16 protein-coding genes and 1 pseudogene are annotated in these 20916 nt (G+C 65.2%); 8 read left to right on the top strand and 9 right to left on the bottom strand.

Features of this window, described 5'->3' with window-relative positions; all coding sequences use genetic code 11:
* The first annotated feature begins 102 nt into the window (after positions 1-102).
* Positions 103-671 (top strand): annotated as a pseudogene (locus ACZXDY_RS39760) (nucleotidyltransferase family protein).
* 6 nt (positions 672-677) lie between these two features.
* On the opposite strand, the gene ACZXDY_RS39755 reads toward ACZXDY_RS39760, so the two are convergent.
* The 3 genes from ACZXDY_RS39755 to ACZXDY_RS39745 all read right to left on the bottom strand — a co-directional run bounded on the left by ACZXDY_RS39755 (position 678) and on the right by ACZXDY_RS39745 (position 3372).
* Positions 678-1232 carry a PAN domain-containing protein gene (locus tag ACZXDY_RS39755; RefSeq protein ID WP_028167944.1) on the bottom strand — a complete coding sequence of 185 codons (555 nt, stop codon included), beginning with the start codon at positions 1230-1232 and terminating at the stop codon, positions 678-680.
* A 184-nt stretch (positions 1233-1416) separates the two neighbouring features.
* Positions 1417-2787, bottom strand: coding sequence for a glutamate--cysteine ligase (locus ACZXDY_RS39750; protein ID WP_028167945.1), 1371 nt, complete (start codon positions 2785-2787; stop codon positions 1417-1419).
* A gap of 96 nt (positions 2788-2883) precedes the next feature.
* The gene (locus ACZXDY_RS39745; RefSeq protein WP_028167946.1) at positions 2884-3372 is read right to left on the bottom strand and encodes a MarR family winged helix-turn-helix transcriptional regulator; all 489 of its coding nucleotides are present in this window, start codon (positions 3370-3372) and stop codon (positions 2884-2886) included.
* Between the two features lie 145 nt (positions 3373-3517).
* Here ACZXDY_RS39745 and gstA point away from each other — a divergent pair, with 145 nt between their 5' ends.
* On the top strand, positions 3518-4129 hold the full coding sequence (gene gstA, locus ACZXDY_RS39740; protein ID WP_028167947.1) for a glutathione transferase GstA: 612 nt from the start codon (positions 3518-3520) through the stop codon (positions 4127-4129).
* A 137-nt stretch (positions 4130-4266) separates the two neighbouring features.
* On the opposite strand, the gene ACZXDY_RS39735 is transcribed toward gstA, so the two are convergent.
* The 4 genes from ACZXDY_RS39735 to ACZXDY_RS39720 all read right to left on the bottom strand — a co-directional run bounded on the left by ACZXDY_RS39735 (position 4267) and on the right by ACZXDY_RS39720 (position 10287).
* Positions 4267-6492, bottom strand: a complete 2226-nt coding sequence (locus ACZXDY_RS39735) for a 3-hydroxyacyl-CoA dehydrogenase NAD-binding domain-containing protein (RefSeq protein WP_464349256.1) — start codon at positions 6490-6492, stop codon at positions 4267-4269.
* Between the two features lie 164 nt (positions 6493-6656).
* Positions 6657-7865 (bottom strand): acetyl-CoA C-acetyltransferase, encoded by a 1209-nt coding sequence (locus ACZXDY_RS39730; RefSeq protein ID WP_028167949.1) that lies wholly within the window; start codon positions 7863-7865, stop codon positions 6657-6659.
* A gap of 76 nt (positions 7866-7941) precedes the next feature.
* Entirely contained in the window at positions 7942-9732 is a 1791-nt protein-coding gene (locus tag ACZXDY_RS39725; RefSeq protein WP_464349255.1) for an acyl-CoA dehydrogenase C-terminal domain-containing protein, read from the bottom strand.
* Positions 9733-9861: 129 nt separating this feature from the next.
* Entirely contained in the window at positions 9862-10287 is a 426-nt protein-coding gene (locus ACZXDY_RS39720) for a nuclear transport factor 2 family protein (RefSeq protein ID WP_464349254.1), read from the bottom strand.
* Between the two features lie 150 nt (positions 10288-10437).
* Between ACZXDY_RS39720 and ACZXDY_RS39715 the strand changes: the two genes are divergently transcribed.
* From ACZXDY_RS39715 to ACZXDY_RS39695, 5 genes are all read left to right on the top strand, one after another.
* A complete protein-coding gene (locus ACZXDY_RS39715) occupies positions 10438-11025 on the top strand; it encodes a PadR family transcriptional regulator (protein ID WP_028167952.1) in 588 nt (195 codons plus the stop codon).
* Between the two features lie 234 nt (positions 11026-11259).
* Positions 11260-14676, top strand: coding sequence for a hypothetical protein (locus tag ACZXDY_RS39710; protein ID WP_464349253.1), 3417 nt, complete (start codon positions 11260-11262; stop codon positions 14674-14676).
* 242 nt (positions 14677-14918) lie between these two features.
* A complete protein-coding gene (locus ACZXDY_RS39705; protein ID WP_464349252.1) occupies positions 14919-15587 on the top strand; it encodes a COG3904 family protein in 669 nt (222 codons plus the stop codon).
* 196 nt (positions 15588-15783) lie between these two features.
* The gene (locus ACZXDY_RS39700) at positions 15784-16713 is read left to right on the top strand and encodes a sulfite exporter TauE/SafE family protein (protein WP_455996943.1); all 930 of its coding nucleotides are present in this window, start codon (positions 15784-15786) and stop codon (positions 16711-16713) included.
* On the top strand, positions 16710-17492 hold the full coding sequence (locus ACZXDY_RS39695) for a TIGR02186 family protein (RefSeq protein ID WP_464349251.1): 783 nt from the start codon (positions 16710-16712) through the stop codon (positions 17490-17492). The genes ACZXDY_RS39700 and ACZXDY_RS39695 overlap by 4 nt, the downstream gene beginning before the upstream one ends.
* 2 nt (positions 17493-17494) lie before the next feature.
* Here the strand turns inward: ACZXDY_RS39695 and ACZXDY_RS39690 are convergent, their stop codons facing one another.
* Together ACZXDY_RS39690 and ACZXDY_RS39685 are read right to left on the bottom strand one after the other, a co-directional pair.
* Entirely contained in the window at positions 17495-18835 is a 1341-nt protein-coding gene (locus ACZXDY_RS39690) for an NRAMP family divalent metal transporter (RefSeq protein ID WP_464349250.1), read from the bottom strand.
* Positions 18836-18927: 92 nt separating this feature from the next.
* Positions 18928-19842: a DMT family transporter gene (locus ACZXDY_RS39685; RefSeq protein ID WP_464349249.1), complete on the bottom strand. Its 915-nt coding sequence runs from the start codon at positions 19840-19842 to the stop codon at positions 18928-18930.
* Positions 19843-19939: 97 nt separating this feature from the next.
* Here ACZXDY_RS39685 and ACZXDY_RS39680 point away from each other — a divergent pair, with 97 nt between their 5' ends.
* A complete protein-coding gene (locus tag ACZXDY_RS39680; protein ID WP_464349248.1) occupies positions 19940-20803 on the top strand; it encodes a LysR substrate-binding domain-containing protein in 864 nt (287 codons plus the stop codon).
* Positions 20804-20916: the final 113 nt, after the last annotated feature.

The following is a 20916-nucleotide window of genomic DNA, read 5'->3' as shown; positions in this document are numbered from 1 at the left end:
GCGCAGCGCGCCACCCATAGCGCCGTAGCAAGCGCGGCTTGCTTGGAGGGCAGACCGCGGCCCGTTACCCCATCTACGGGACTATCCATCCTACGGAGCCTCATGAATCGAGACGAATTCCTCGCGGCGGCGCTGCGCAATCCAGCCAATGCCGCCATCGCCGATGAGCTGCTGCGGCTGGCACTGCGCGACGCGTGGCTCGTGGCGGGGTGCCTGGCGCAGACGGTCTGGAACGTCAGGACGCATCGTGCGGTCGATTACGGCATCAGCGACTACGACATTTTCTATTTCGATCGCGATACATCCTGGCAAGCCGAGGACCGGATCATCAAACGTGTGCATGATGCGGTTCGGCACCTCGGCGTCGCCGTCGAAGTGCGCAACCAGGCGCGCGTCCATCTCTGGTATCCCGAAAAGCACGGCCTGCCCTACCCGCCATTGACACGCTCGACCGATGGCATCGACCGGTTTCTTACCAAGAACACCCAGATCGGAATCCGCCGCACGGCGGAAGGCTATGAGGTCTATGCGCCCACGGATTCGATGACGTCGCCAACGTGATCGTGCGGCCGAACCCGGGACCGAATTTTTCGGCGACGAACTACGAGAAGAAGGCGGCGAGGTGGAAGGCGCTGTGGCCGGAGATCAGGGTATTGCCGGCGGACCACTGACAAGAATTACCGCACCACGCCCGAGGTGAATCCGGCCTTGCGTCGCGGCGGCTTGATGTCCTTTTTCAGGAAGCAGTGCGGCTCGCGGCCGGCATAGCCGGGGCGCGCAAAGGTCCAGGCGCGACACTTGTTGTCGGCGGCGCAGGCGGCCTTGCAGATCTCGTCGCCCTCGCCTGCTTTCAAATCGAAGCTCTTGTAGTCGCCGCCGAAACGATCGATCGAGGTCTCGACCGTGCCGTTGCGCGGCTCGACGACGCCGGCGCCGCGCACGCCGGCGACGCAGCAATTATTTTGCGCGCGCTGCGGCACGCTGTTCTTGAGCCAGCACACCGCGCCGGTGGTGATGTCGGTCGGATAGTTGAAGCTCCAGGCCCGGCAGCGGCGATCGCGCTCGCACAACAGCGCGCAATCGGCCGGGTCGCCCGAGGCAACGGGCGAACTGAGGTAATCTCCGCCGGGGCGATCGAAGTTGACCTGCGCCTGCGCCGGCCGCGACGTCGCTACGGCCGCCAACAAGGCGAACGTCACCACACTCGCCCAGAAGAGGCGGCCAATTCTCATATCCAACGCTTTCGACTGTCCCCCGCGCTCACCGCGGGTGGTCATTTGAGCGCCGCCAACCTGTACGCTGGATGAACGGCTCAAAAATGCGGCAAGCTGGCACACCAGTTGCTGTGACTGCCGGCCTGCGTGTGGCGTGAGCGCCACGCAGGCAAAGAACATGCATCAAAACAAGCGGATAGGGTTAGAACGCGCATTCATCATAGGCCGGCTCGACGGAGCCGTTCCAGGCGCCGTTGAACTTGTCCAGCAGTTCTTCCGCCGGCGTCCGGCCACAATCGATGATCCGCTCCAGCGGCTCGAGATAGCGGCTCTCGTCGCGGCCGATCTGGTCGATGCGGTTACGCCGCCGCAAACCGGCATGTGACAGTTTGAGACACTCTTTAGCGATCTCGAACAGATAGCGGTCCTTGATCCGCGCCTTGAAGCCGAAGCGCGGCACGTCGTCGCGCAGCGCCTGCCGCTCCCGCGCGGTCCAGTTCCGCACCAGATCCCAGGCCGCATCCAGCGTGTCGTTGTCATAGAGCAGCCCGACCCAGAATGCCGGCAACGCCGGCAGCCGCCCCCATGGCGCGCCATCGGCGCCGCGCATTTCCAGATAGCGCTTGAGCCGCACCTCCGGAAAGATCGTCGAGAGATGATTGGCCCAGTCCGACAGGGTTGGACGCTCGCCGGGCAATGCAGGATTCTTGCCCTCGAAGAAATCGCGGAACGAGGTGCCGGAGACGTCAAGATAGTCGTCGCCGCGCTTGACGAAATACATCGGCACGTCGAGGGCATAATCGACCCAGCGCTCGAACCCCATGCCGTCCTCGAACGCCCATGGCAGCATGCCCGAGCGCGCATTGTCGGTGTCGCGCCAGATCTCGGACCGGAACGACAGGAAGCCGTTCGGCTTGCCTTCCGTGAACGGCGAGTTGGCGAACAGCGCGGTCGCGATCGGCTGCAAGGCAAGCGATACGCGCAGCTTCTTCACCATGTCCGCTTCGGAGGAGAAGTCGAGATTGGTCTGCACCGTGCAGGTGCGGTACATCATGTCGATGCCGTATTTGCCGACCTTCGGCATGTAGCCGGTCATGATCTTGTAGCGGCCCTTGGGCATCACCGGGATCTCTGCCCGAGACCAGGACGGCGTCATGCCGAGGCCGAGAAAGCCGATGCCAAGCGGCGTTGCGATCTCGCGCACCTGCGCCAGATGCGCCATCAATTCGCTCTGGGTCTGATGCACGGTCTCGACCGGCGCGCCCGACAATTCGAACTGGCCACCCGGCTCGAGCGAGATCGCGCCGCCCCCGGTGACGTCGTAGAGGCCGATGATGTTGCCGTTCTCCACGATCGGCTCCCAGCCGAGCAGGAGCTTCATGCCGTCGAGCAAGGCGCCGATGCCGCGCGCGCCTTCATACGGCACGGGCTGATGGCCCTGCAGCGTGAACGGCGTCTTCTCATGCTCGGTCCCGATCCGGAAATCGGCAGGATCCTTCACGCCCGCCTCGATCCACGCGACCAGTTCGTCGCGCGATTGGAGTGGCGTCATATCGATCTGGTCACGCGCCATACGAATTCCGATACTGAAGCGCTTCGATCGAATGCGCGCGGTGGCAGGGGCATCCACGAACCAGGCGGCCCGCGGATGCTGGTGGCAACAATGATATCATCGGGCAGTCACGCCGTCTCTTATCGCAGGCGACTTGGCGTCGCTGCAGGAACATCCCAGCCGGTCCAGAAGCGCGCAGAGCTTGACCGCGTCGACGTCAGACAGTTTCGACCCGACATGCTTCTCGATCGCCGCCGAATAGGCGCCCCACATCCGCTTCTGCAATTCACGTCCCGCCTCGGTAATCTCGACGAATTGGCCGCGCTTGTCGACCTTGCATTCGCGCCTTGCCGCCAGCCCCTCGTCCACCAGGCGATCGATCAGCCGCGACGTCGAATATTGCGGCAGCAGCATCTGCCGCTCCAATTCCACCGGCCGCAACTCCCCCGACGGCGCGCGCGACAATTCGAGCAGGGCATCGTACCAGGCGAGCGGCGGAAAGCCGGCCTTCTTCAGGTCTTGCTCGACGGCGTCGAGCACCCGGCTCTGCACCCGCATCAGGCGGATCCAGGCGGCGGTCGCCTCGGTCGATGGTTTGCGTTTCATGGTCTAGTCCGTCATCGTCGGTACAAAGTCTACCGTACTGAATGCACCTGCATCAATCTTGACTGTTCATGCAGGTGCATTTAGTCGGTCCGACGCCCAAGGCCAACAACAAAAAGGCCTACAAGAATTCGAGAGGAGATCTCCGATGAAATTATACTATTCGCCCGGCGCCTGCTCGCTTTCGCCCCATATCGCGCTCCTGGAAGCCGGCCTGCCCTACGAGCTGGTCAAAGTCGATGTACGCGCCAAGAAGCTGGAAAATGGCGACGATTTCCTGAAAGTGAACCCCAAGGGCCAGGTGCCGGCACTGGCGCTCGATTCCGGCGAACTGGTCACCGAGGGGCCCGTGATCGTGCAGATCATCGCCGACCGTGCCGCGGGCAAGAACCTGGCGCCGGCCCATGGCAGCGCCGAGCGCTACAAGCTGCTCGAATGGCTCAACTTCATCACCACCGAGCTGCACAAGAATTTCAGCCCGCTGTTCGCGCCGGTCCTGTCCGATGACACCAAGGCGTTCTTCAAGGACCGCCTGATGGGCAAGTTCAAATATATCGACAGCCAGCTTGCCGGGCGCGACCACCTCCTCGGCAGCCAGTTCACCGTCGCCGACGGCTATCTGTTCACGATGCTGGCCTGGGCCGACCGGATGAAGTTCGACCTGTCGGGCCTGCCCAACCTCACCGCCTACAAGGCCCGCATCGCCGCCCGGCCCAAGGTGCAGGAAGCGCTCACCAAGGAAGGGCTGCTGAAGGCGTAAGCTGTCGTCCCGGCGAAAGCCGGGACCCATAACCCCAGGGCGTCATTGTTGTGCTTGATGAGCCCCCAGCCTGCTCAACAACGCAGTCCGGTGGTTATGGGTCCCGGGTCGCGCTTCCGCTTGCCCGGGACGACGAGTCACTCCGCCGCCTGCGCCACCGGCTTCTTCGGCGGGAAGCGGCCGTAGAAGGTCTCGCCCTTGGCCGCCATCTCGACCAGGAGCTTCGGCGGAGTGAAACGGGAGCCGTATTTGGCCTCGAATTTGTGGCAGAGCTCGACGAATTTCTTCGTCCCCATGAAGTCGATATAGGACAGCGTGCCGCCGGTGAACGGCGCGAAGCCGAAGCCCAGGATCGAGCCGACGTCGGCCTCGCGCACGTCGGTGATGACGTGATCCTCCACCGTGCGCGCGGCTTCCACCGCCTGCACCACCAGGAAGCGCTGCTTCAATTCCTCGACATCGAGCGTATCCGGATCGAGGTGCTTCGGCTGCAGGCCGGCGAGGCCCGGCCACAGGCTCTTCTGGCCCTTGCCCTTCTCCGGATAGTCATAGAAGCCCTTGGCGTTCTTGCGGCCGAAGCGGCCCTGCTTCTCGACCATCTCAACCATCAGCTTCTTGTGATCCTGATTGATGGCGTTGGGTCCGAGATCGGCTTCGGTGGCCTTCATGATCTTCAGGCCGAGATCGAGCGCGACCTCGTCCGACAGCGACAGCGGCCCGACCGGCATGCCGGCCATCTTGGCGGTGTTCTCGATCATCGCCGGCGGAACGCCTTCGAGGAACATCTCGTTGCCTTCCGCGATGTAGCGCATCACGCAGCGGTTGGCGAAGAAGCCGCGGGAGTCATTGACCACGATCGGCGTCTTGCCGATGGCGCGGACATAGTCCAGCGCGGTGGCGAGCGCGACGTCGCCGGTGTTCTTGCCGAGGATGATTTCGACCAGCATCATCTTCTCGACCGGCGAGAAGAAGTGGATGCCGATGAACTTGCCCTGGTCCTTGAATTCCTCGGCCAGCGAATTGATCGGCAGCGTCGAGGTGTTGGACGCGAAGATCGCGTTGCCCTTCAAGAGCGGCTGCGCCTTGGCATAGGTGTCCGCCTTGACCTTGCGGTCCTCGAACACCGCCTCGATGACGAGGTCGCAGTCCTTCAACACGTTGTAGTCGGCGGTCGCGGTGATGCGCGACAGCAGCGCATCGCGCTCGGCCTCCTTCGCCCGGCCCTTGGCGACGAGACCGTCGATCACGCTCCTGGCGTGCGCCTTGCCCTTGTCGGCGCTCTCCTGATCGCGATCAACAAGCACGACGTCGATGCCGGCCTTGGCCGAGACGTAGCCGACGCTGGCGCCCATGAAGCCGGCGCCGATCACGGCGAGCTTTTTCACCTTGGTCGGCGGCACACCGGCCGGACGACGCGCGCCCTTGTTCAATTCCTGCATCGACAGGAACAGCGAGCGGATCATCGCCGCCGCTTCCTTGGAGCGCAGCACTTGCGTGAAGTAGCGGGACTCGACGCGAAGCGCCGCGTCGATCGGCAACTGCAGGCCTTCATACACGCAGCTCATGATGGCGCGCGCGGCCGGATAATTGTCGTAGGTCTCGCGGCGGTAGATCGCATTGCCCGCCGGGAACATCTGCATGCCCATCTTCGAGAAGACCGGTCCGCCGGGCAGCTTGAAGCCCTTCTCGTCCCACGGCGCGACCGCCTTGCCGCCGCCCTTGATCCAGTCCTTCGCCGCTTTGATCAGTTCGCCGGGCGGCACGATCGCGTGGATCAGGTTGAGCTGCTTGGCCCTTGCGATGTTGATCGCCTCGCCCTTCAACAGGAGCTGCATCGCATCCTGCGGCGCCACGATGCGCGGCACGCGCTGGGTGCCGCCGGCGCCCGGGAACAGGCCGACCTTGATCTCGGGCAGGCCGAGCCGGGTCTTCGGATTGTCCGCGGCGACGCGATAGTGGCAGGACAGCGTGATCTCGAAGCCACCGCCGAGCGCGAGCCCGTTGATCGCCGCGACCCACGGCTTGCCCGAGGTCTCGATCGAGCGGAACACCTGCGAGAAACGGCGGCTCTGCTCGAACAGCACCTGGTTGGCCGCGACCTCGCCCTTCTCCTGCAACAGCTGCGCATAGGTCCGGCTCATGCCCTCGAGCATCGACAGGTCCGCGCCGGCGCAGAACGCGTCCTTGCTGGAGGTGATGACGACGCCCTTGATCGCGGCATCGGCCGTGGTCTGCTTGACGATCTCCTCGAGCTCGAGGACCGAGGTCTCGTCCAGCACGTTCATCGAACGTCCCGGAATGTCCCAGGTGACGAGCGCAATGCCGTCGGCGTCGGTTTCGAATTTGAAATTCTTGAAGGCCATGTGGTGCTCCCTCGATGCCGGCTGCCGGTAAGGCGCTGGCGGTGGTTGTCCTAACGCTCGGATCGTAGGGTGGGTAAAGGCGCGCTTGCGTCGTGCCCACCATCACTTGCTGAGAATTCGATGGTGGGCACGCTTCGCTTTGCCCACCCGACAACGATATCGCCTTAAACCCGCTCGATGATCGTCGCGGTGCCCATGCCGCCGCCAATGCAAAGCGTCACCAGCGCGGTCGACTTGTCGGTGCGCTCGAGCTCGTCGAGCACGGTGCCCAAAATCATTGCGCCGGTCGCGCCAAGCGGATGGCCGAGCGCGATCGCGCCGCCATTGACGTTGATCTTGGCGTTGTCGATGTCGAACGCCTGGATGTAGCGCAGCACGACCGAGGCGAAGGCTTCGTTGAGCTCAAACAGATCGATGTCCGACTTCTTCATGCCGGAACGCGCGAACAGCTTTTCGGTGACGTCGACCGGCCCGGTCAGCATCATCGCGGGCTCCGAGCCGATATTGGCGAAGGCCCGGATCTTGGCCCGCGGCTTCCGGCCGAGCTTCGCGCCCGCTTCCTTGCTGCCGAGCAGCACCGCGCCGGCGCCGTCGACAATCCCCGAGGAATTGCCGGCGTGGTGCACATAATTGACCTTCTCGATCTCCGGATGCGACTGCACCGCCACCGCATCGAAACCAGCCATCGCCGCCATCGCCGCGAACGACGGCTGGAGCTGCGCCAGCGACTGCATCGTCGTCGTGGGCCGCATATGCTCGTCCTTGGCGAGGATGGTGAGGCCGTTGACGTCCTTCACCGGCACGACCGATTTGTCGAACCGGCCTTCGTCCCAGGACTTCGCCGCGCGCTGCTGGCTCTGCACCGCGTAGGCATCGACGTCGTCACGGGAGAAGCCGTATTTGGTCGCAATCAGGTCGGCCGAGATGCCCTGTGGCATGAAATAGGCCGGCACCGCCATCGAGGGGTCCATCGGCCAGGCGCCGCCGGACGCGCCGATGCCGACCCGGCTCATGGATTCCGCGCCGCCGCCGATCACGAGCTCATGCTGCCCGCTCATGATCTGGGCCGCGGCAAAGTTCACGGCATCGAGGCCGGAAGCGCAGAAGCGGCTGATCTGCACGCCCGGCACCTTCTCGCCGAGGCCGGACTTCAGCGCCGCGAAGCGGGCCATGTCGGAGCCGGCCTCGCCGACGGGATCGACGATGCCGAGCACGACGTCGTCGACGACGTCCTCGGCAATATTGTTGCGCTCCTTCAGCGCCTGCAGCGGCACGGTGGCGAGCGCCAGCGCGGTGACTTCGTGCAGCGCGCCGTCGGGCTTGCCGCGGCCGCGCGGGGTACGAACGTGATCGTAGATATATGCCTCAGGCATGACGCCCTCCTTATATGAGGATCATAATATTATAGCCGAACCGGCCGAAATCGCGAGGTCGGCCATAGAAGTTTGTTCAGAACGCCTCCGCGGCCAATTCCATCGTGGTCGCGCTGCCGCTCTGGATGCGCGCGAGATGCACGGCCGTCTCCGGCAACAGCTTCTCCATGAAGAAGCGGCCGGTCACGAGCTTGGTCGAGAGGTAAGACGTTGCGCCGCCGGCGGCGATCTTGTCCTGCGTCACCTTCGCCATCCGCGCCCACATGTAGCCGAGCGCAACCAGGCCGAACAATTTCATGTAGTCGGTCGCAGCAGCGCCGGCATTGTCGGGCTTGGTCATTGCGTTTTGCATCAGCCACCCGGTCGCCTGCTGCAGATGGCCCAGCGCGGCAGAGAGCGGAGTCACGAACGGCTTCATGGCCTCGTCCGCGCCGTGCTCCTTGGCGTAAGCGCCGACTTCGCCGAAGAACGCCATCACCGCGCGGCCGCCGTCACGCGGCAGCTTGCGGCCGACGAGATCGAGCGCCTGGATGCCATTGGCGCCCTCATAGATCATGGAGATGCGTGCATCGCGCACGAACTGCTCCATGCCCTGCTCGGCGATGTAGCCGTGGCCGCCATACATCTGCTGCGCCAACACCGTGTTGGCAAAGCCGGTGTCGGTGAGCACACCTTTCAGCACCGGCGTCATCAGGCCCATGTGGTCGTCGGCCTCCTGGCGATCCTTGGGATCGTTGGACCGGTGGGCCACGTCACTCTTCAGCGCGGTCCAGATCACCATGGCGCGCGCCGCCTCGTTGAAGGACCGGATCGTCAGCAGCGCGCGGCGGACGTCGGGATGCACGATGATCGGATCGGCCGGCTTGTCCGGCTCCTTCGCGCCGGTGAGCGAGCGGCCCTGCAGGCGCTCGCGCGCATAAGCCACCGCGTTCTGGTAGGCGACCTCGGACTGCGCGAGCCCCTGCACGGCGACGCCGAGCCGGGCCTCGTTCATCATCACGAACATGCCCTGCATGCCCTTGTTCTCGTGGCCGATCAGCCAGCCGGTGGCATTGTCGTAGTTCATCACGCAGGTGGAATTGCCGTGAATGCCCATCTTGTGCTCGATCGAGCCGCAGGTGACGCCGTTGCGTGCCCCGAGCGAGCCGTCCGGATTGACCAGGACTTTCGGCACCACGAACAGCGAGACACCCTTGATGCCGGCCGGCGCGCCTTCGATGCGCGCGAGCACGAGGTGGATGATGTTCTCAGTGAGGTCGTGCTCGCCGGCCGAGATGAAGATCTTGGTGCCCGTGATCTTGAAGCTACCGTCAGCCTGGCGCACGGCCTTGGTGCGCAGCAGGCCGAGATCGGTGCCGCAATGCGGCTCGGTAAGGTTCATGGTGCCGGTCCATTCACCCGCCACCATCTTCGGAACATAGGTCTTCTTCTGCTCGTCCGTGCCGTGCACCAACAGCGCCGCGGTCGCGCCCATGGTGAGGCCGCCATACATGGAGAACGCCATGTTGGCGGAGATCTGGAATTCGTTGACCGCCTGGCTCAACGTCACCGGCAGGCCCTGCCCGCCATATTCCGTCGGCGCCGAGAGTCCGAGCCAGCCGCCTTCAGCCACCTGCCTGTAGGCTTCCTTGAAACCTTTCGGCGTCGTCACCGAGCCGTCGTCATGGCGCTTGCAGCCTTCGAGGTCGCCGACGCGGTTGAGCGGCTGCAACACTTCTTCGGAAAGCTTCGCCGCCTCGCCCAGGATCGCCTCGCGCACGTCGGCCGATGCATCGGTGAAACCTGGCAGGTTGTCGTAGCGGTCGATCTGGAAGACATCGTTGAGCAGGAAACTCACATCTTCGACTGGGGCTTTGTAGATCGGCATAGTGTGCTCCGGCAGGCGGTTTTTGAAGTTGGCGCCGCAGCAGGCAAAACCCTCGCGACGCTGCGACCACTAAAGGTTCCCGAAACAGACCTTAGACCTTTCGGCGTTCCGGGAAAGCGAATATCGGGATCAGGATGGCGACTGAGGCTGCGACTTGGCGGCGCCGGCCTCGCCGGCCTGCCGCATCAACTCTTCTCCCATGAGCCGGTGCAGCAGGTTGATCGCCTTCAGCGGGCGCACCATCACCTTGAAATGCGTGATCCGTCCTTCTGCATCGAACGTGATGATGTCGACGCCGTTGATCTGGATGCCCTCGATCTCATTCTCGAATTCGAGCACCGCGCCATTATCGCTGCGCCATTCGCCGCGATAGGTGAAGCCAGGGCCACCCAGCACCTTTTCCGCGCTCGACAGATATTTGAAGGTGATGTCGCGTCCGCGCTGCGGCGTGTGTACGACGGGGCTTTCGAATACGGCGTCGGGGTGAAGCAGGTCCCAGAGCGCTGCGCGATCATGGGATTTCATGTAGGCGTACCATTTGTCGAGGCCGGTCATTGTCAAAGACGTCTCCTCTTGGCGGAACGTGCAATGGCCCGATCTTGGCGAGCCCGTTAAGTCCTGGCCGTCGATATGCACATTGACGCATATGCGCCTGTGTGCATAAAGTCAAGGATGGTCGAGGAGGTAGAAAAGGAGTGGCGACCAGTGGCGCTAGGTGACGCGATCCTCGCATGCCTGACCGAACGTCCGATGACGGGCTACGAGCTCGCCAAGACGTTCGATGCTTCCATCGGCTTCTTCTGGAAGGCGGACCACCAGCAGATCTATCGCGAGCTTTCCAAGCTGCGCGACCGCGGCCATGTCCAGGCCCGCGAAGTCGTCCAATCGGGCAAGCCCAACAAGCTCATCTACACGCTAACGCCTGAAGGCAAGGCTGCGCTACGGCACTGGGCCGCGCGGCCGAGCGTCCCGGCATCGATCAAGGACGATCTCCTGGTGCGGCTCTACGCGCTCGACAGCGTCGATATCGAACCGCTGCGCACCGACCTGATGGCACGATTGGAACACCACCGCGACCGCTACGAGCGCTATGAGCGCCTGCTCAACAAGCGGTTCCCGCAAGGCGTGGCCTCGCCGGCCGATATGGGCAAGCTGCTCGGGCTTCGTATCGGCCTTCGCCATGAGCAGGTCGTGGCGGAGTGGTGTGAGGAGGCCATCGATGCCCTCTCCGCCCTGGCCAACCGGACGACCGTTCAGCCGCTCAAAGCGGGCCAAGGCGACGACAAGGCGTAAGGCCGAACCGCTTCCTTCGTCGTCCCGCGACGACGGGCATCGCGATGCGAGTTCCGCGCAGAGGTAACTTTAGAGCCCCGCAGCGCCGTTCCTTAACCCGTTCTTTACCCTAACGCGAAAAAGTCGACGGCTAAGGCAGACGCCTCGCGCGGAATTCGATTGTCTGGTCAATCGGGACGTACGGGGAGGCTGCAGGCGTGGGTGTGGACGCCTTAGTCGGGACCGGACGGAATCATGAATTCGCGCGTATCGTGGAGTGTTGACGGCATTGATCCATCCGTCCGCGAGAGAGCCGAGGCCGCGGCTCGCCGCGCCGGCATGTCGCTGAACGACTGGCTCAATTCCACCGTGGGCGAGCCGGCGCCGCCGGATCTCCGCAATGACCAGGCGCGGCCCGCGATGCCGAGCCAGGCAAGCCGGGACGTCGCCGACATTCATCAGCGGTTGGATGCGATCACCCAGCAGATCGATCGAATCGCGCGGCCCGCGCCGCGCAATGATGCGCCGCGCAACGACGCTGCGCGCGGCCAGTCCAACGTCGCGCGCCAGCTCAACGACGCGATCTCGCGGCTCGATGCTCGGCTGTCGCAGATCTCAAACCCCGCCGCGGCGCGCCAGCCCCAGATGGCTGCGGCGCAGCAGCCCCCGATGCCAGAGCGGCAGCGCCAGGCGGAAGCCGTCGAGCGTGCCGCCGCAAAGGTCTACCGTCCTTCGCCGCCGCTAAGTCCCGCCTCCTTCGATTCCGCAATCGCGGAGATCACCGCGCGCCAGAACGAACTCGATGGTCCGCCGCCGCGGCAGATGCCGCCGCGCCCCGCTCAGCCAGTGGGCGCAGCTCAGCCGACGGGCCCAAGCGTTCCGCCAATGGCCGCGCATGCTCCTCCGGTTGCACCGGCACCTGCCGCGCCGGCACCGGCTGGCCCGGACTTCTCCTCGCTGGAGCGTTATCTGATCAAGATCACGAGCCAGATCGAGGCACTGCAACGGCCCGATCATATCGAGCAATCGATCGCCGCGTTCCGGAGCGAGCTTGCGGAAATCCGCGCCGCGCTCACCGAGGCGATGCCGCGCCGCGCGATCGAATCGCTCGAAGGCGAGATCCGCTTGCTGTCGCGGCGCATCGACGACAACCGGCAGAACGGTGCCGACGGCCAGGCGCTCTCCGGCATCGAGCGTGCGCTGTCCGAGATCCGCGAGGTGCTGCGCTCGCTCACGCCCGCCGAGCAGCTCGCGGGCTATGACGAGGCGATCCGCAATCTCGGCGCCAAGCTCGATCTGATCCTGCGCGCCAACGACGATCCCTCGACGGTGCATCAGCTCGAGAGCGCAATCGCCGCGCTCCGCGCGATCGTCTCCAACATCGCCTCCAACGACGCACTGGCGCGGCTCGCCGAGGATGTGCAGACGCTGTCGGCCAAGGTGGACGAGCTCGCGCGCGCCGGCAATCACGGCGATGCCTTTGCGGTCCTCGAACAGCGGATCGCCGCGCTGGCCTCGACCCTGGAAAGCCGCGAACGCCCGGCACCGACCGAACACTCGCAACATCTCGAAGACGCCCTGCGTGCGCTGTCGGAGCGCATCGACCGCATGCAGGTCGGCAATGACAGCGCCTCGGCATTCGCCCATCTCGAACAGCGTGTCTCCTACCTGCTCGAGCGCCTCGAAACCTCTCCCAATCCTCAGTCCGGCAATTTTGGCCGTATCGAAGAAGGGCTGCAGGACATCCTGCGCCATCTCGAACGCCAGCACGCCAATCTGGTGTCGCTGGCCGAGGCGAGCCGCAACGCCGGCGCACCGGCGCCGCAGCCGCTCGACCCTGGCCTCGTCGACATGGTCAAGCGCGAATTGTCCGATATCCGCTACAGCCAGTCGGAAACCGACCGCCGCACCCAGGATTCGCTCGAGACGGTGCACAATACCCTCGGCCACGTGGTCGATCGCCTTGCGCTGATCGAGAACGATCTGCGCGACGTTCGCTCCGCGCCGGCCCCGTCAGCGGCGCCGGCCGAGCCGCCACGCGCCTCGACGCCGCAGCCAATGGCGCCCCAGCCCGAATTGCCGAATCCGGCGATGCAGCAGCGCTTCACGGCGCAGGAGCACTTCGCCGCGGCGCCGCGCGACTTCCATGCGGCTACTCCGCCGGAGGCTGTACCCGTTCCGCCGCCGTTGCCGCCGCGCGCCATCAGCGAGATCTTGGAGCCACACGCCGCGGTTCGCACCGCGCTCGAGCCGGACCTGCCGCCGGATCATCCGCTCGAGCCGGGCACGCGCCCGACCGGACGGGTGTCGACGCCCACCGAGCGGATCGCCGCGTCGGAAAGCGCGATCAGCGAGATTTCGGCAGACAAGAAAGAGTCGGTCTCTACGTCGAGCTTCATTGCCGCCGCACGCCGCGCCGCCCAGGCCGCGGCCGCCCAGGCTGCCAATGAGAAGGGCGGGCGCGGCGGGGCCAAGGCCGCAGCCAAGGCCAAGCCGGTCGACAAGGCTCAGGGCAAATCCGAGGGCAAGGAGCCCTCGACCATCACGTCAAAGATCCGCTCGCTGCTGGTCGGCGCGAGTGTGGTGGTCATCGTGCTCGGCGCCTTCAAGGTGGCGATGATCCTGCTCGACAGCGGCGCCTCGTCGCAGATGCCGATGGAGAGGTCGAGCGACGCTCCCGCCTTCGCGCTGCCGCCGGCCGACAGTGCGGCCGTCGCACCCGCGCCAGCGCCGGCACCCGCGGCGCCTCTGATGACCTCGCCGACCCCGCTCGGCCGGCAATCCAACAACAGCACCGCGCCGAACATGCTCGACGGCTCGCAGGTGACGATCCCGCCGGCGCCCGTGCCTTCGCCATCGCCCGTCGCGAACAACGACATCACCGGCTCGATCCGCGTGCCGTCCGCCGCGCCGATCGGCGGCAGGCTCACGATGGTGCAGGTGCCACCGAGCGAGCGGCTGCCTGACGGCATCGGCGGCCCGGTGCTGCGCGCTGCGGCGCTGAGGGGCGATCCGGCCGCCGCCTACGAGGTTGGCGTGCGCTTCGCCGAAGGCAAGGGCGTTCCGATCAACTATGACGAGGCCGTAAAGTGGTACGAGCGCGCCGCGCAGGCCGGCGTGATCCCCGCGGTCTTCCGGCTCGGAACCTTCTATGAGAAGGGACTCAGCGTGAAGAAGGATGTCGACGCCGCGCGGCGTTACTACGTGCAGGCCGCCGAGCGCGGCAACGCCAAGGCGATGCACAACCTCGCGGTGCTCGATGCCGATGGCGGCGGCAAGGGCGCCGACTACAAGGGCGCGGCACAGTGGTTCCGCAAGGCCGCCGATCGCGGTGTCGCCGACAGCCAGTTCAATCTCGGCATCCTTTATGCACGCGGCATCGGCGTCGAGCAGAACCTGGCCGAGTCCTTCAAATGGTTCAGCCTCGCCGCAGCCCAGGGCGACGCCGACGCCAGCCGCAAACGCGACGATGTTGCCAAACGCCTCGACGCGCAATCGCTCGCAGCGGCCAAGCTCGCGATCCAGACCTTCACCGCCGAGCCGCAGCCCGACGATGCCGTCAACGCAGCGACCCCGCCCGGCGGCTGGGACGCGGCGACGGTGCCGCCCAATGCGACCAAGCCCGCGGCCCGGGCAGCGTCGCCGAAGCGCACCGCCTCGATCGCGCATTAAAATTATGACAGATGCACGACGCCGCGGTGCTGCGTCGCCATATGTATCTCAGCGCTGAAGCTGTGTAGAAAGGCCGCGCCCCCGCGCGGGTAGCTGCCAGCGCCGAGAGAACCAGTTTGTCAGCCCAAGACCACGAAGGCCGCTACCGAAGCTCGCCGACCGGGCCCCGCGTAGCACCACCACGCCAGTCGGTCGATCAGCCCAAAGCGCGGCCGCCTCAGCGGCCCGCCTGGAGGCGGTCGATGTGGTCGATTGTCATATTCGCCCTCCTGATCTCCGGCGTCGGCATCCGCGCCTATCGGGACCTGTCGCGGCCCGACGCCTGGGCCTATTGGAGAGACCAGTATTTTTCACCGAGCCTGAGTTCGAAACTGATCGGCAAGACCGATCTCGGCGGGCCTATCGGCTCACGGCCCGCTTTGGCCATCAGGGGAGAGATCGGCCCGGCCGCCGCAAACTGGTTCCGCGACAGGCTGGATGAGGCCCATCTGGCGCCCGGCGACGTTGTGCTTCTGTCATCTCCGGGCGGCGACCTCAATCAGGCGCTCATCATCGGCGAAATGATCCGTTCCCGCGGGCTGACGACCGCCGTCGGCGTTGCCGATGCTTCGGGCCAGGTCCGCCCGGCCTATTGCGCCAGCGCCTGCGTCCTCGCCTATGCCGGTGGCACCACCCGCTACGGCATCGAGGGCTCGATGCTGGGCGTCCACCGGTTCGTCACCACGGCGCCGGTTGCCGACCCCGTCGCCGACACCCAGCGCGTCACCGGTGCCGTCCTGCACTACATGAGCAGGATGGGCGTATCCTCCACCGTCGTCGAGGCGATGTCACAAACCAGGGACATCCGCTGGCTCGGCACCAAGGAAGCCGTGGCGATGAACCTGGTTACCGATCCCATCGGCCGGCCGTAAGGCGCGGGTGCGACAAAAAACTCCGCATCGGCGGATTCTATAGTCCCTCGTCGCGGCGATTTCGGTTATTCAAGGGCGCGGCAACCGATCCGCGTCCGCTTCCGCGCCGGATTCCGCTGCCCGCAAGCTCGATCAGAAAACCGCGCCGTGGGCTGGCCATGCGCCAGCCCGGCGGCACTATAAGAAGCGACCGCGCGTGCAGCTCTACCTCCCGATCGCCGATATTCCCGTCAATATCTTCCTCGTGCTGGCGATGGGCGCGGCGGTCGGTTTCGTCTCCGGCATGTTCGGTATCGGCGGCGGCTTCCTGATGACGCCGCTGCTGATCTTCATCGGCATCGCGCCGGCGGTCGCGGTTGCCTCGGTCGCCAGCCACATCGCGGCCTCGTCCTTCTCCGGCGCGCTCTCCTATTGGCGCCGCCGCGCCATCGATCCGGCGCTGGCGCTGATCCTGTTAAGCGGCGGCACCATCGGCACCGCGCTCGGGGTGTGGACCTTCACCTATCTGCGCTCGCTCGGTCAGCTCGACCTGATGATCGGGCTGTCCTACGTCGTGCTGCTCACCGCGGTCGGCACGGCGATGGCCTATGAGGGACTGCGCGCGATGCTGCGCACCCGCCGCGGCGGCGCCGCCACGCTGCGCCGGCCGGGCAGCCATGGCTGGATCCATGGCCTGCCGCTCAAGATGCGCTTCAAGCGCTCCAAGATCTATCTCTCCATCATTCCCGTCATCTTCGTCGGCCTCGTGATCGGCTTCATCGGCGCCGTCATGGGCATCGGCGGCGGCTTCATCCTGGTGCCGCTGATGATCTACCTCTTGCGGGTTCCGACCTCGACCGTGATCGGCACCTCGATGGTGCTGACGCTGGTGACGATGATCTTTGCGACCCTGCTGCACGCGGTGACCAACCACCTCGTCGATGCCGTGCTGGCCCTGATCCTGATGGTCGGCGGCGTCACCGGAGCGCAGTTCGGCGCGCGGGCGGGCCAGAAGATCCGCGGCGAGCATCTGCGGCTGTTGCTCGGGCTCCTGGTGCTTGCGGTCGGCATCCGCTTTGCGGTCGAGCTCGTGATCCGCCCCGCCGATCTCTTCACCATCCGCGAATCCGGCGGGGCAGCGCCATGACCGCCCGCGCACTCCTCGTTCTCGCCGGCCTGCTCGCTGCAATCCTCGCCACCAGCCCGGCCTGCGCGGAACGGCTGATCGTCTCGGTCTCCAACCACCGCGTCACGGTGACGCCGAACTATGCCGGCGAGGAACTGGTGCTGTTCGGCTCGGTCGAGAGGGATGCCGACACCCCACCCGGCCGCACCAATTACGACCTCGTGGTGACCGTGGTCGGACCGCGCGCCGACATGGTGACGCGGCGCAAGGAGCGCAGATTCGGCATCTGGATCAACAGCGACTATCGTCAGTTCCTGCAGGTGCCGACCTATCTCGCGCTGTTCTCCAATCGCCCCTTCGACCAGATCGCTTCGCCGGAGGTGCAGCGGCGTCAGCAGCTCGGGCTCAACAACGTGCTGCTGATGCAGCGCGTCAGCGGCGACTATGCCGACGTCGTCCCCGACGACGTCTTCCGCAGCGCCTTCGTGCGGCTGCGCACCGAGCACGGGCTGTACCGCGAGGAGACCTCGGCAGTCACCTTCCTGACCCCGACGCTGTTCCGCACCACGATTCCGCTGCCGGCGGAGGTGCCGATCGGCACCTATAATGTCGAGATCAAATTGTTCACCGATGGTGCGCTGGTGACCAAGGCCAATACCGCGTTCGAGATCGTCAAGGTCGGTTTCGAGCAGTTCGTTGCCAATACCGCGCGGCAGAACGGCCTTGCCTATGGCCTCGTCACCGCCGCCATGGCGCTGATGACCGGCTGGATGGCCTCGATCGTGTTCCGGCGCGATTGACGTCACGACGCGAACAGTCCGACGCCCATCGCAACCACGCTCAGCAGCATCGCTCCCGTCGACAGCCATCCGAGCCAATAGAGCGGGCCGGTGATGATATACCGGTCCATCACGTCATGGCGGCGCGCCATCACCATCAGCAGCACCATCACGGGAACGGCGAGTACGCCGTTGATGACCGCGCTCCAGTACAGCGCCGAGATCGGGTTGATCGGCGTGAAATTCAGCGCGATGCCAAAACCGGCCGCCAGCGCCAGCACGGCATAGAATGCGATGGCCTCCTTCGGCTTGCGCGCCAGGCCCACCGGCCAGCGACGTCCCTCACCGACAGCATAGGCGGCTGAGCCTGCGAGCACGGGAATGGCGAGCAGTCCGGTGCCGACGATGCCGAGCGCGAAGATCGCTTCCGCGAACGGGCCCGCGATCGGACGCAGCGCCTCTGCGGCCTGCGCCGAGCTCTCGATGTCGGTCTTCCCCGCCTTATGCAAGGTCGCGGCGACCGTGACGATGATCGAGAGCGCGATCAGGTTCGAGAACGCCATGCCGACAACGGTGTCGGCGCGGATCCGCGAAAACTCCTTCCGCGCTCCATAGTGCTTTTCGATCAATGGCTGCTTTTTGGCATCGACGCGCTGGTCTTCGGCTTCCTGCGAGGCCTGCCAGAAGAACAGATAGGGCGAGATGGTGGTGCCGAAGATCGCGACGATGGTGGTGAAATAGTTGTCGTTCCAGGCGAGCCTCGGAATCAATATGCCGGCGAGCGCCTCGCCCCAGGAGATGCGGGCGAAGGCAAGGGCCGCAACATAGGCGAACAGGCTGAGCGTCAGCCATTTCAGCACCGCGACATAGCGCTTGTAATCGAGGATGATCTGAGCGGCCACCGAGGCCACCCCAAAAAACAGCACGTAAAGGATGGGATGCCCGCCGACCAGCAGCGTTGTCGCATCCGCCATGGCGCCGAGATCGGCCGCGATGTTGATCGTGTTGGCGATGAACAAGAGCGTGACCACGATGTTGAGCAGCCACAGCGGATAGTGCCGGCACACATTGCCAGAAATGCCCTGACCGGTAACACGGCCGACGCGCGCCGAAATCTCCTGGATCGCCACCATCAGCGGAAAGGTGAACAGCATGGTCCAGCCGATCCCGTAGCCGAACTGCGCGCCGGCCTGGCTGTAGGTGCCGATCCCGGACGGGTCATCGTCGGAGGCGCCGGTGATCAGTCCGGGGCCGAGCGATTTCAGGAAGCGCTTGAGCTCGAAGGGCTGGCGCGGCTTGGCATTCGGGGCCGGCTTATTGCCGGGCTTTAGGTGATTGCCTGTCGATACCTTGTGTTGCGTCATACCCGGTCCAGTCGCCGCGACAACGAACCGGAGGTGGTTCGGTTCCCGGCGCTGTATCTGGCTGGCCGCTATGGCACAAGCAAGACAGGCCGTCAGGCGCGCGATGCCGCGATCGGACGGGTCACCAGATAGATGCCGAGCGCGACCGGGATGATGCCGAGCAGATCGCGGGACTCGACATGCTCGCCGAGCACGAGGAAGGCGAACAGCATGCCGAGCGGCGGCATCAGGAAGTGATAGGCGCTCGCGGCAGTAGCGCCACACACTTTGAGCAGATGAAACCACAGCGCGTAGGCCAGGATCGATCCGCCGAACACCAGGAAGGCGAACGCGCCGAGCAGCCGCGCGCTCGGCACGATCTCGGAGACGCTGGAGAGCGCGAACGCGAATGGCAACAGCGCGAGCCCGCCGGCGAGATTCTGGATGCCATTGCCGACCCACAGGCTGCCCTTGGGAGACAGCAGCTTGAACAGAATGGTGCCCGTGACGATGGAGGCGAGCGAGGCCAGCGTGAACACGATGCCTTCCATATGCTCGGTGCCGACGGAGAGCCGATGCCAGACAATGAACGCGACGCCGGCAACGCCGAGCATGAGGCCCGCGACCTTGCGCCAAGTCAGGACTTCGCCGAGGAACAGCGCCGCCAGCACCGCCGTGAACACCGGATTGGCCGACACGATCAATCCGCCGATGCCGGCCGAGACCGTCTTCAATCCGGTATAGCCAAGCCCGAGATAGAGCGCGTTGTTGGCAACGCCGAGCACCGAATAAACAGCGACATCGCGCCAGGAGAGCTGCCAACCCTCGCGGCGCAGCGCCAGAAAACCGAGGATCAGGATGCCCGCGAGCGAAAATCGCGCCGTGAGCAGGATCAACGGCGGACAATCGGTGACGCCGATCTTGCCGGCGATGAAGGCGTAGCTCCAGAGCAGGCAGAACAAGGCAATCAATAGCGGCAGCGGGTTGAAGCCCTGACGGGGAGCCGCGATCGAAGGGGCAAGCGACATGAGAATTCTCCTTGGCCCTTCCATCTAGGCCCTCGCCTTCCCATTTGGAAATTAAATGATAGACTGGCAGCCAGTGGATTTTTGAATAGGTGCCGCCATGTTCGATTTGGAACTGCTGCGCAGTTTCGTCTCGGTGGTCGATGCCGGTGGCTTCACCCGCGCCGGCGAGCGGGTCCACCGCACCCAATCCACCGTCAGCCAGCAGATCAAGCGGCTGGAGGAGGATGTCGGCCAGCCGCTGCTGATCCGCAACGGCAAGGATGTCACCCCGACCGAAGCCGGCGAACGGCTGCTGTCCTACGCGCGGCGGCTGCTCGCGCTTGCCGAGGAGGCGCGCGATGTCGTGACGCGGCCGACCTATCAGGGTGCGATCCGGCTCGGCATCCCCGAGGATTTCGCCGCCTATCGGCTGGCAAAGCTGCTCGGCGCGTTCTCGCGTTCCCATCCAACGCTGCGGCTCGACGTGCGCGCCGACCAGAGCATGCATCTGCAGCGCGATCTCAATCGCGGCGAACTCGATCTGGCGCTGCTCAAGCGCACCGCCGGCGAGAAGGGCGCGATCGCGGCCTGGCCGGAACGGGTGCACTGGGTCACCAGCAAAACGCATCCACGCGACACCCGCACCGGCTCGGTGCCGCTGATCGGATTTCCGGCCGGCTGTCTCTACCGGGCTGGCGCGATCCACGCGCTGGAGAGCGCGGGCCGCCCCTGGCATATGGCCTATACGTCCTCGAGCCTCTCCGGCATCCAGGCCGCAGTCGCCGCCGGCATGGGCCTGAGCATCCTGTCGGAGATCGCGATCCAGGCCGATCACCGCGTGCTCACGGCAAAGGACGGTTTTGCGCCGATCGACAGGACCGAACTCGCCCTGCTCGCCTCCCCCGCCGCCAGCCCCGCCACGCTGCGGCTCGCCGACAGGCTCGCGGAGTTCTGCGACACCGTGCAGGCGAAAGCGGCGTAGCTTTGCGATCAGTACGAAGGCGAGTGCTGCACGTCCGTGAGCAACCGGCGACATGGGTAACAGTTCAAACCGACGACATGGGTAACACAATTCTCGTTTCGTTCAGGTCTGTT

The sequence above is a fragment of the Bradyrhizobium sp. LeoB3 genome (genome assembly GCF_055456055.1).
This window is presented reverse-complemented; position numbering and strand designations above follow the sequence as displayed.

Coding starts and splice junctions, on each gene's coding strand:
- ACZXDY_RS39755 (WP_028167944.1), bottom strand. CDS start 1,232: ATGAGAATTGGCCGCCTCTTCTGGGCGAGTGTGGTGACGTTCGCCTTG.
- ACZXDY_RS39750 (WP_028167945.1), bottom strand. CDS start 2,787: ATGGCGCGTGACCAGATCGATATGACGCCACTCCAATCGCGCGACGAA.
- ACZXDY_RS39745 (WP_028167946.1), bottom strand. CDS start 3,372: ATGAAACGCAAACCATCGACCGAGGCGACCGCCGCCTGGATCCGCCTG.
- gstA (WP_028167947.1), top strand. CDS start 3,518: ATGAAATTATACTATTCGCCCGGCGCCTGCTCGCTTTCGCCCCATATC.
- ACZXDY_RS39735 (WP_464349256.1), bottom strand. CDS start 6,492: ATGGCCTTCAAGAATTTCAAATTCGAAACCGACGCCGACGGCATTGCG.
- ACZXDY_RS39730 (WP_028167949.1), bottom strand. CDS start 7,865: ATGCCTGAGGCATATATCTACGATCACGTTCGTACCCCGCGCGGCCGC.
- ACZXDY_RS39725 (WP_464349255.1), bottom strand. CDS start 9,732: ATGCCGATCTACAAAGCCCCAGTCGAAGATGTGAGTTTCCTGCTCAAC.
- ACZXDY_RS39720 (WP_464349254.1), bottom strand. CDS start 10,287: ATGACCGGCCTCGACAAATGGTACGCCTACATGAAATCCCATGATCGC.
- ACZXDY_RS39710 (WP_464349253.1), top strand. CDS start 11,260: ATGAATTCGCGCGTATCGTGGAGTGTTGACGGCATTGATCCATCCGTC.
- ACZXDY_RS39705 (WP_464349252.1), top strand. CDS start 14,919: ATGTGGTCGATTGTCATATTCGCCCTCCTGATCTCCGGCGTCGGCATC.
- ACZXDY_RS39695 (WP_464349251.1), top strand. CDS start 16,710: ATGACCGCCCGCGCACTCCTCGTTCTCGCCGGCCTGCTCGCTGCAATC.
- ACZXDY_RS39690 (WP_464349250.1), bottom strand. CDS start 18,835: ATGACGCAACACAAGGTATCGACAGGCAATCACCTAAAGCCCGGCAAT.
- ACZXDY_RS39685 (WP_464349249.1), bottom strand. CDS start 19,842: ATGTCGCTTGCCCCTTCGATCGCGGCTCCCCGTCAGGGCTTCAACCCG.
- ACZXDY_RS39680 (WP_464349248.1), top strand. CDS start 19,940: ATGTTCGATTTGGAACTGCTGCGCAGTTTCGTCTCGGTGGTCGATGCC.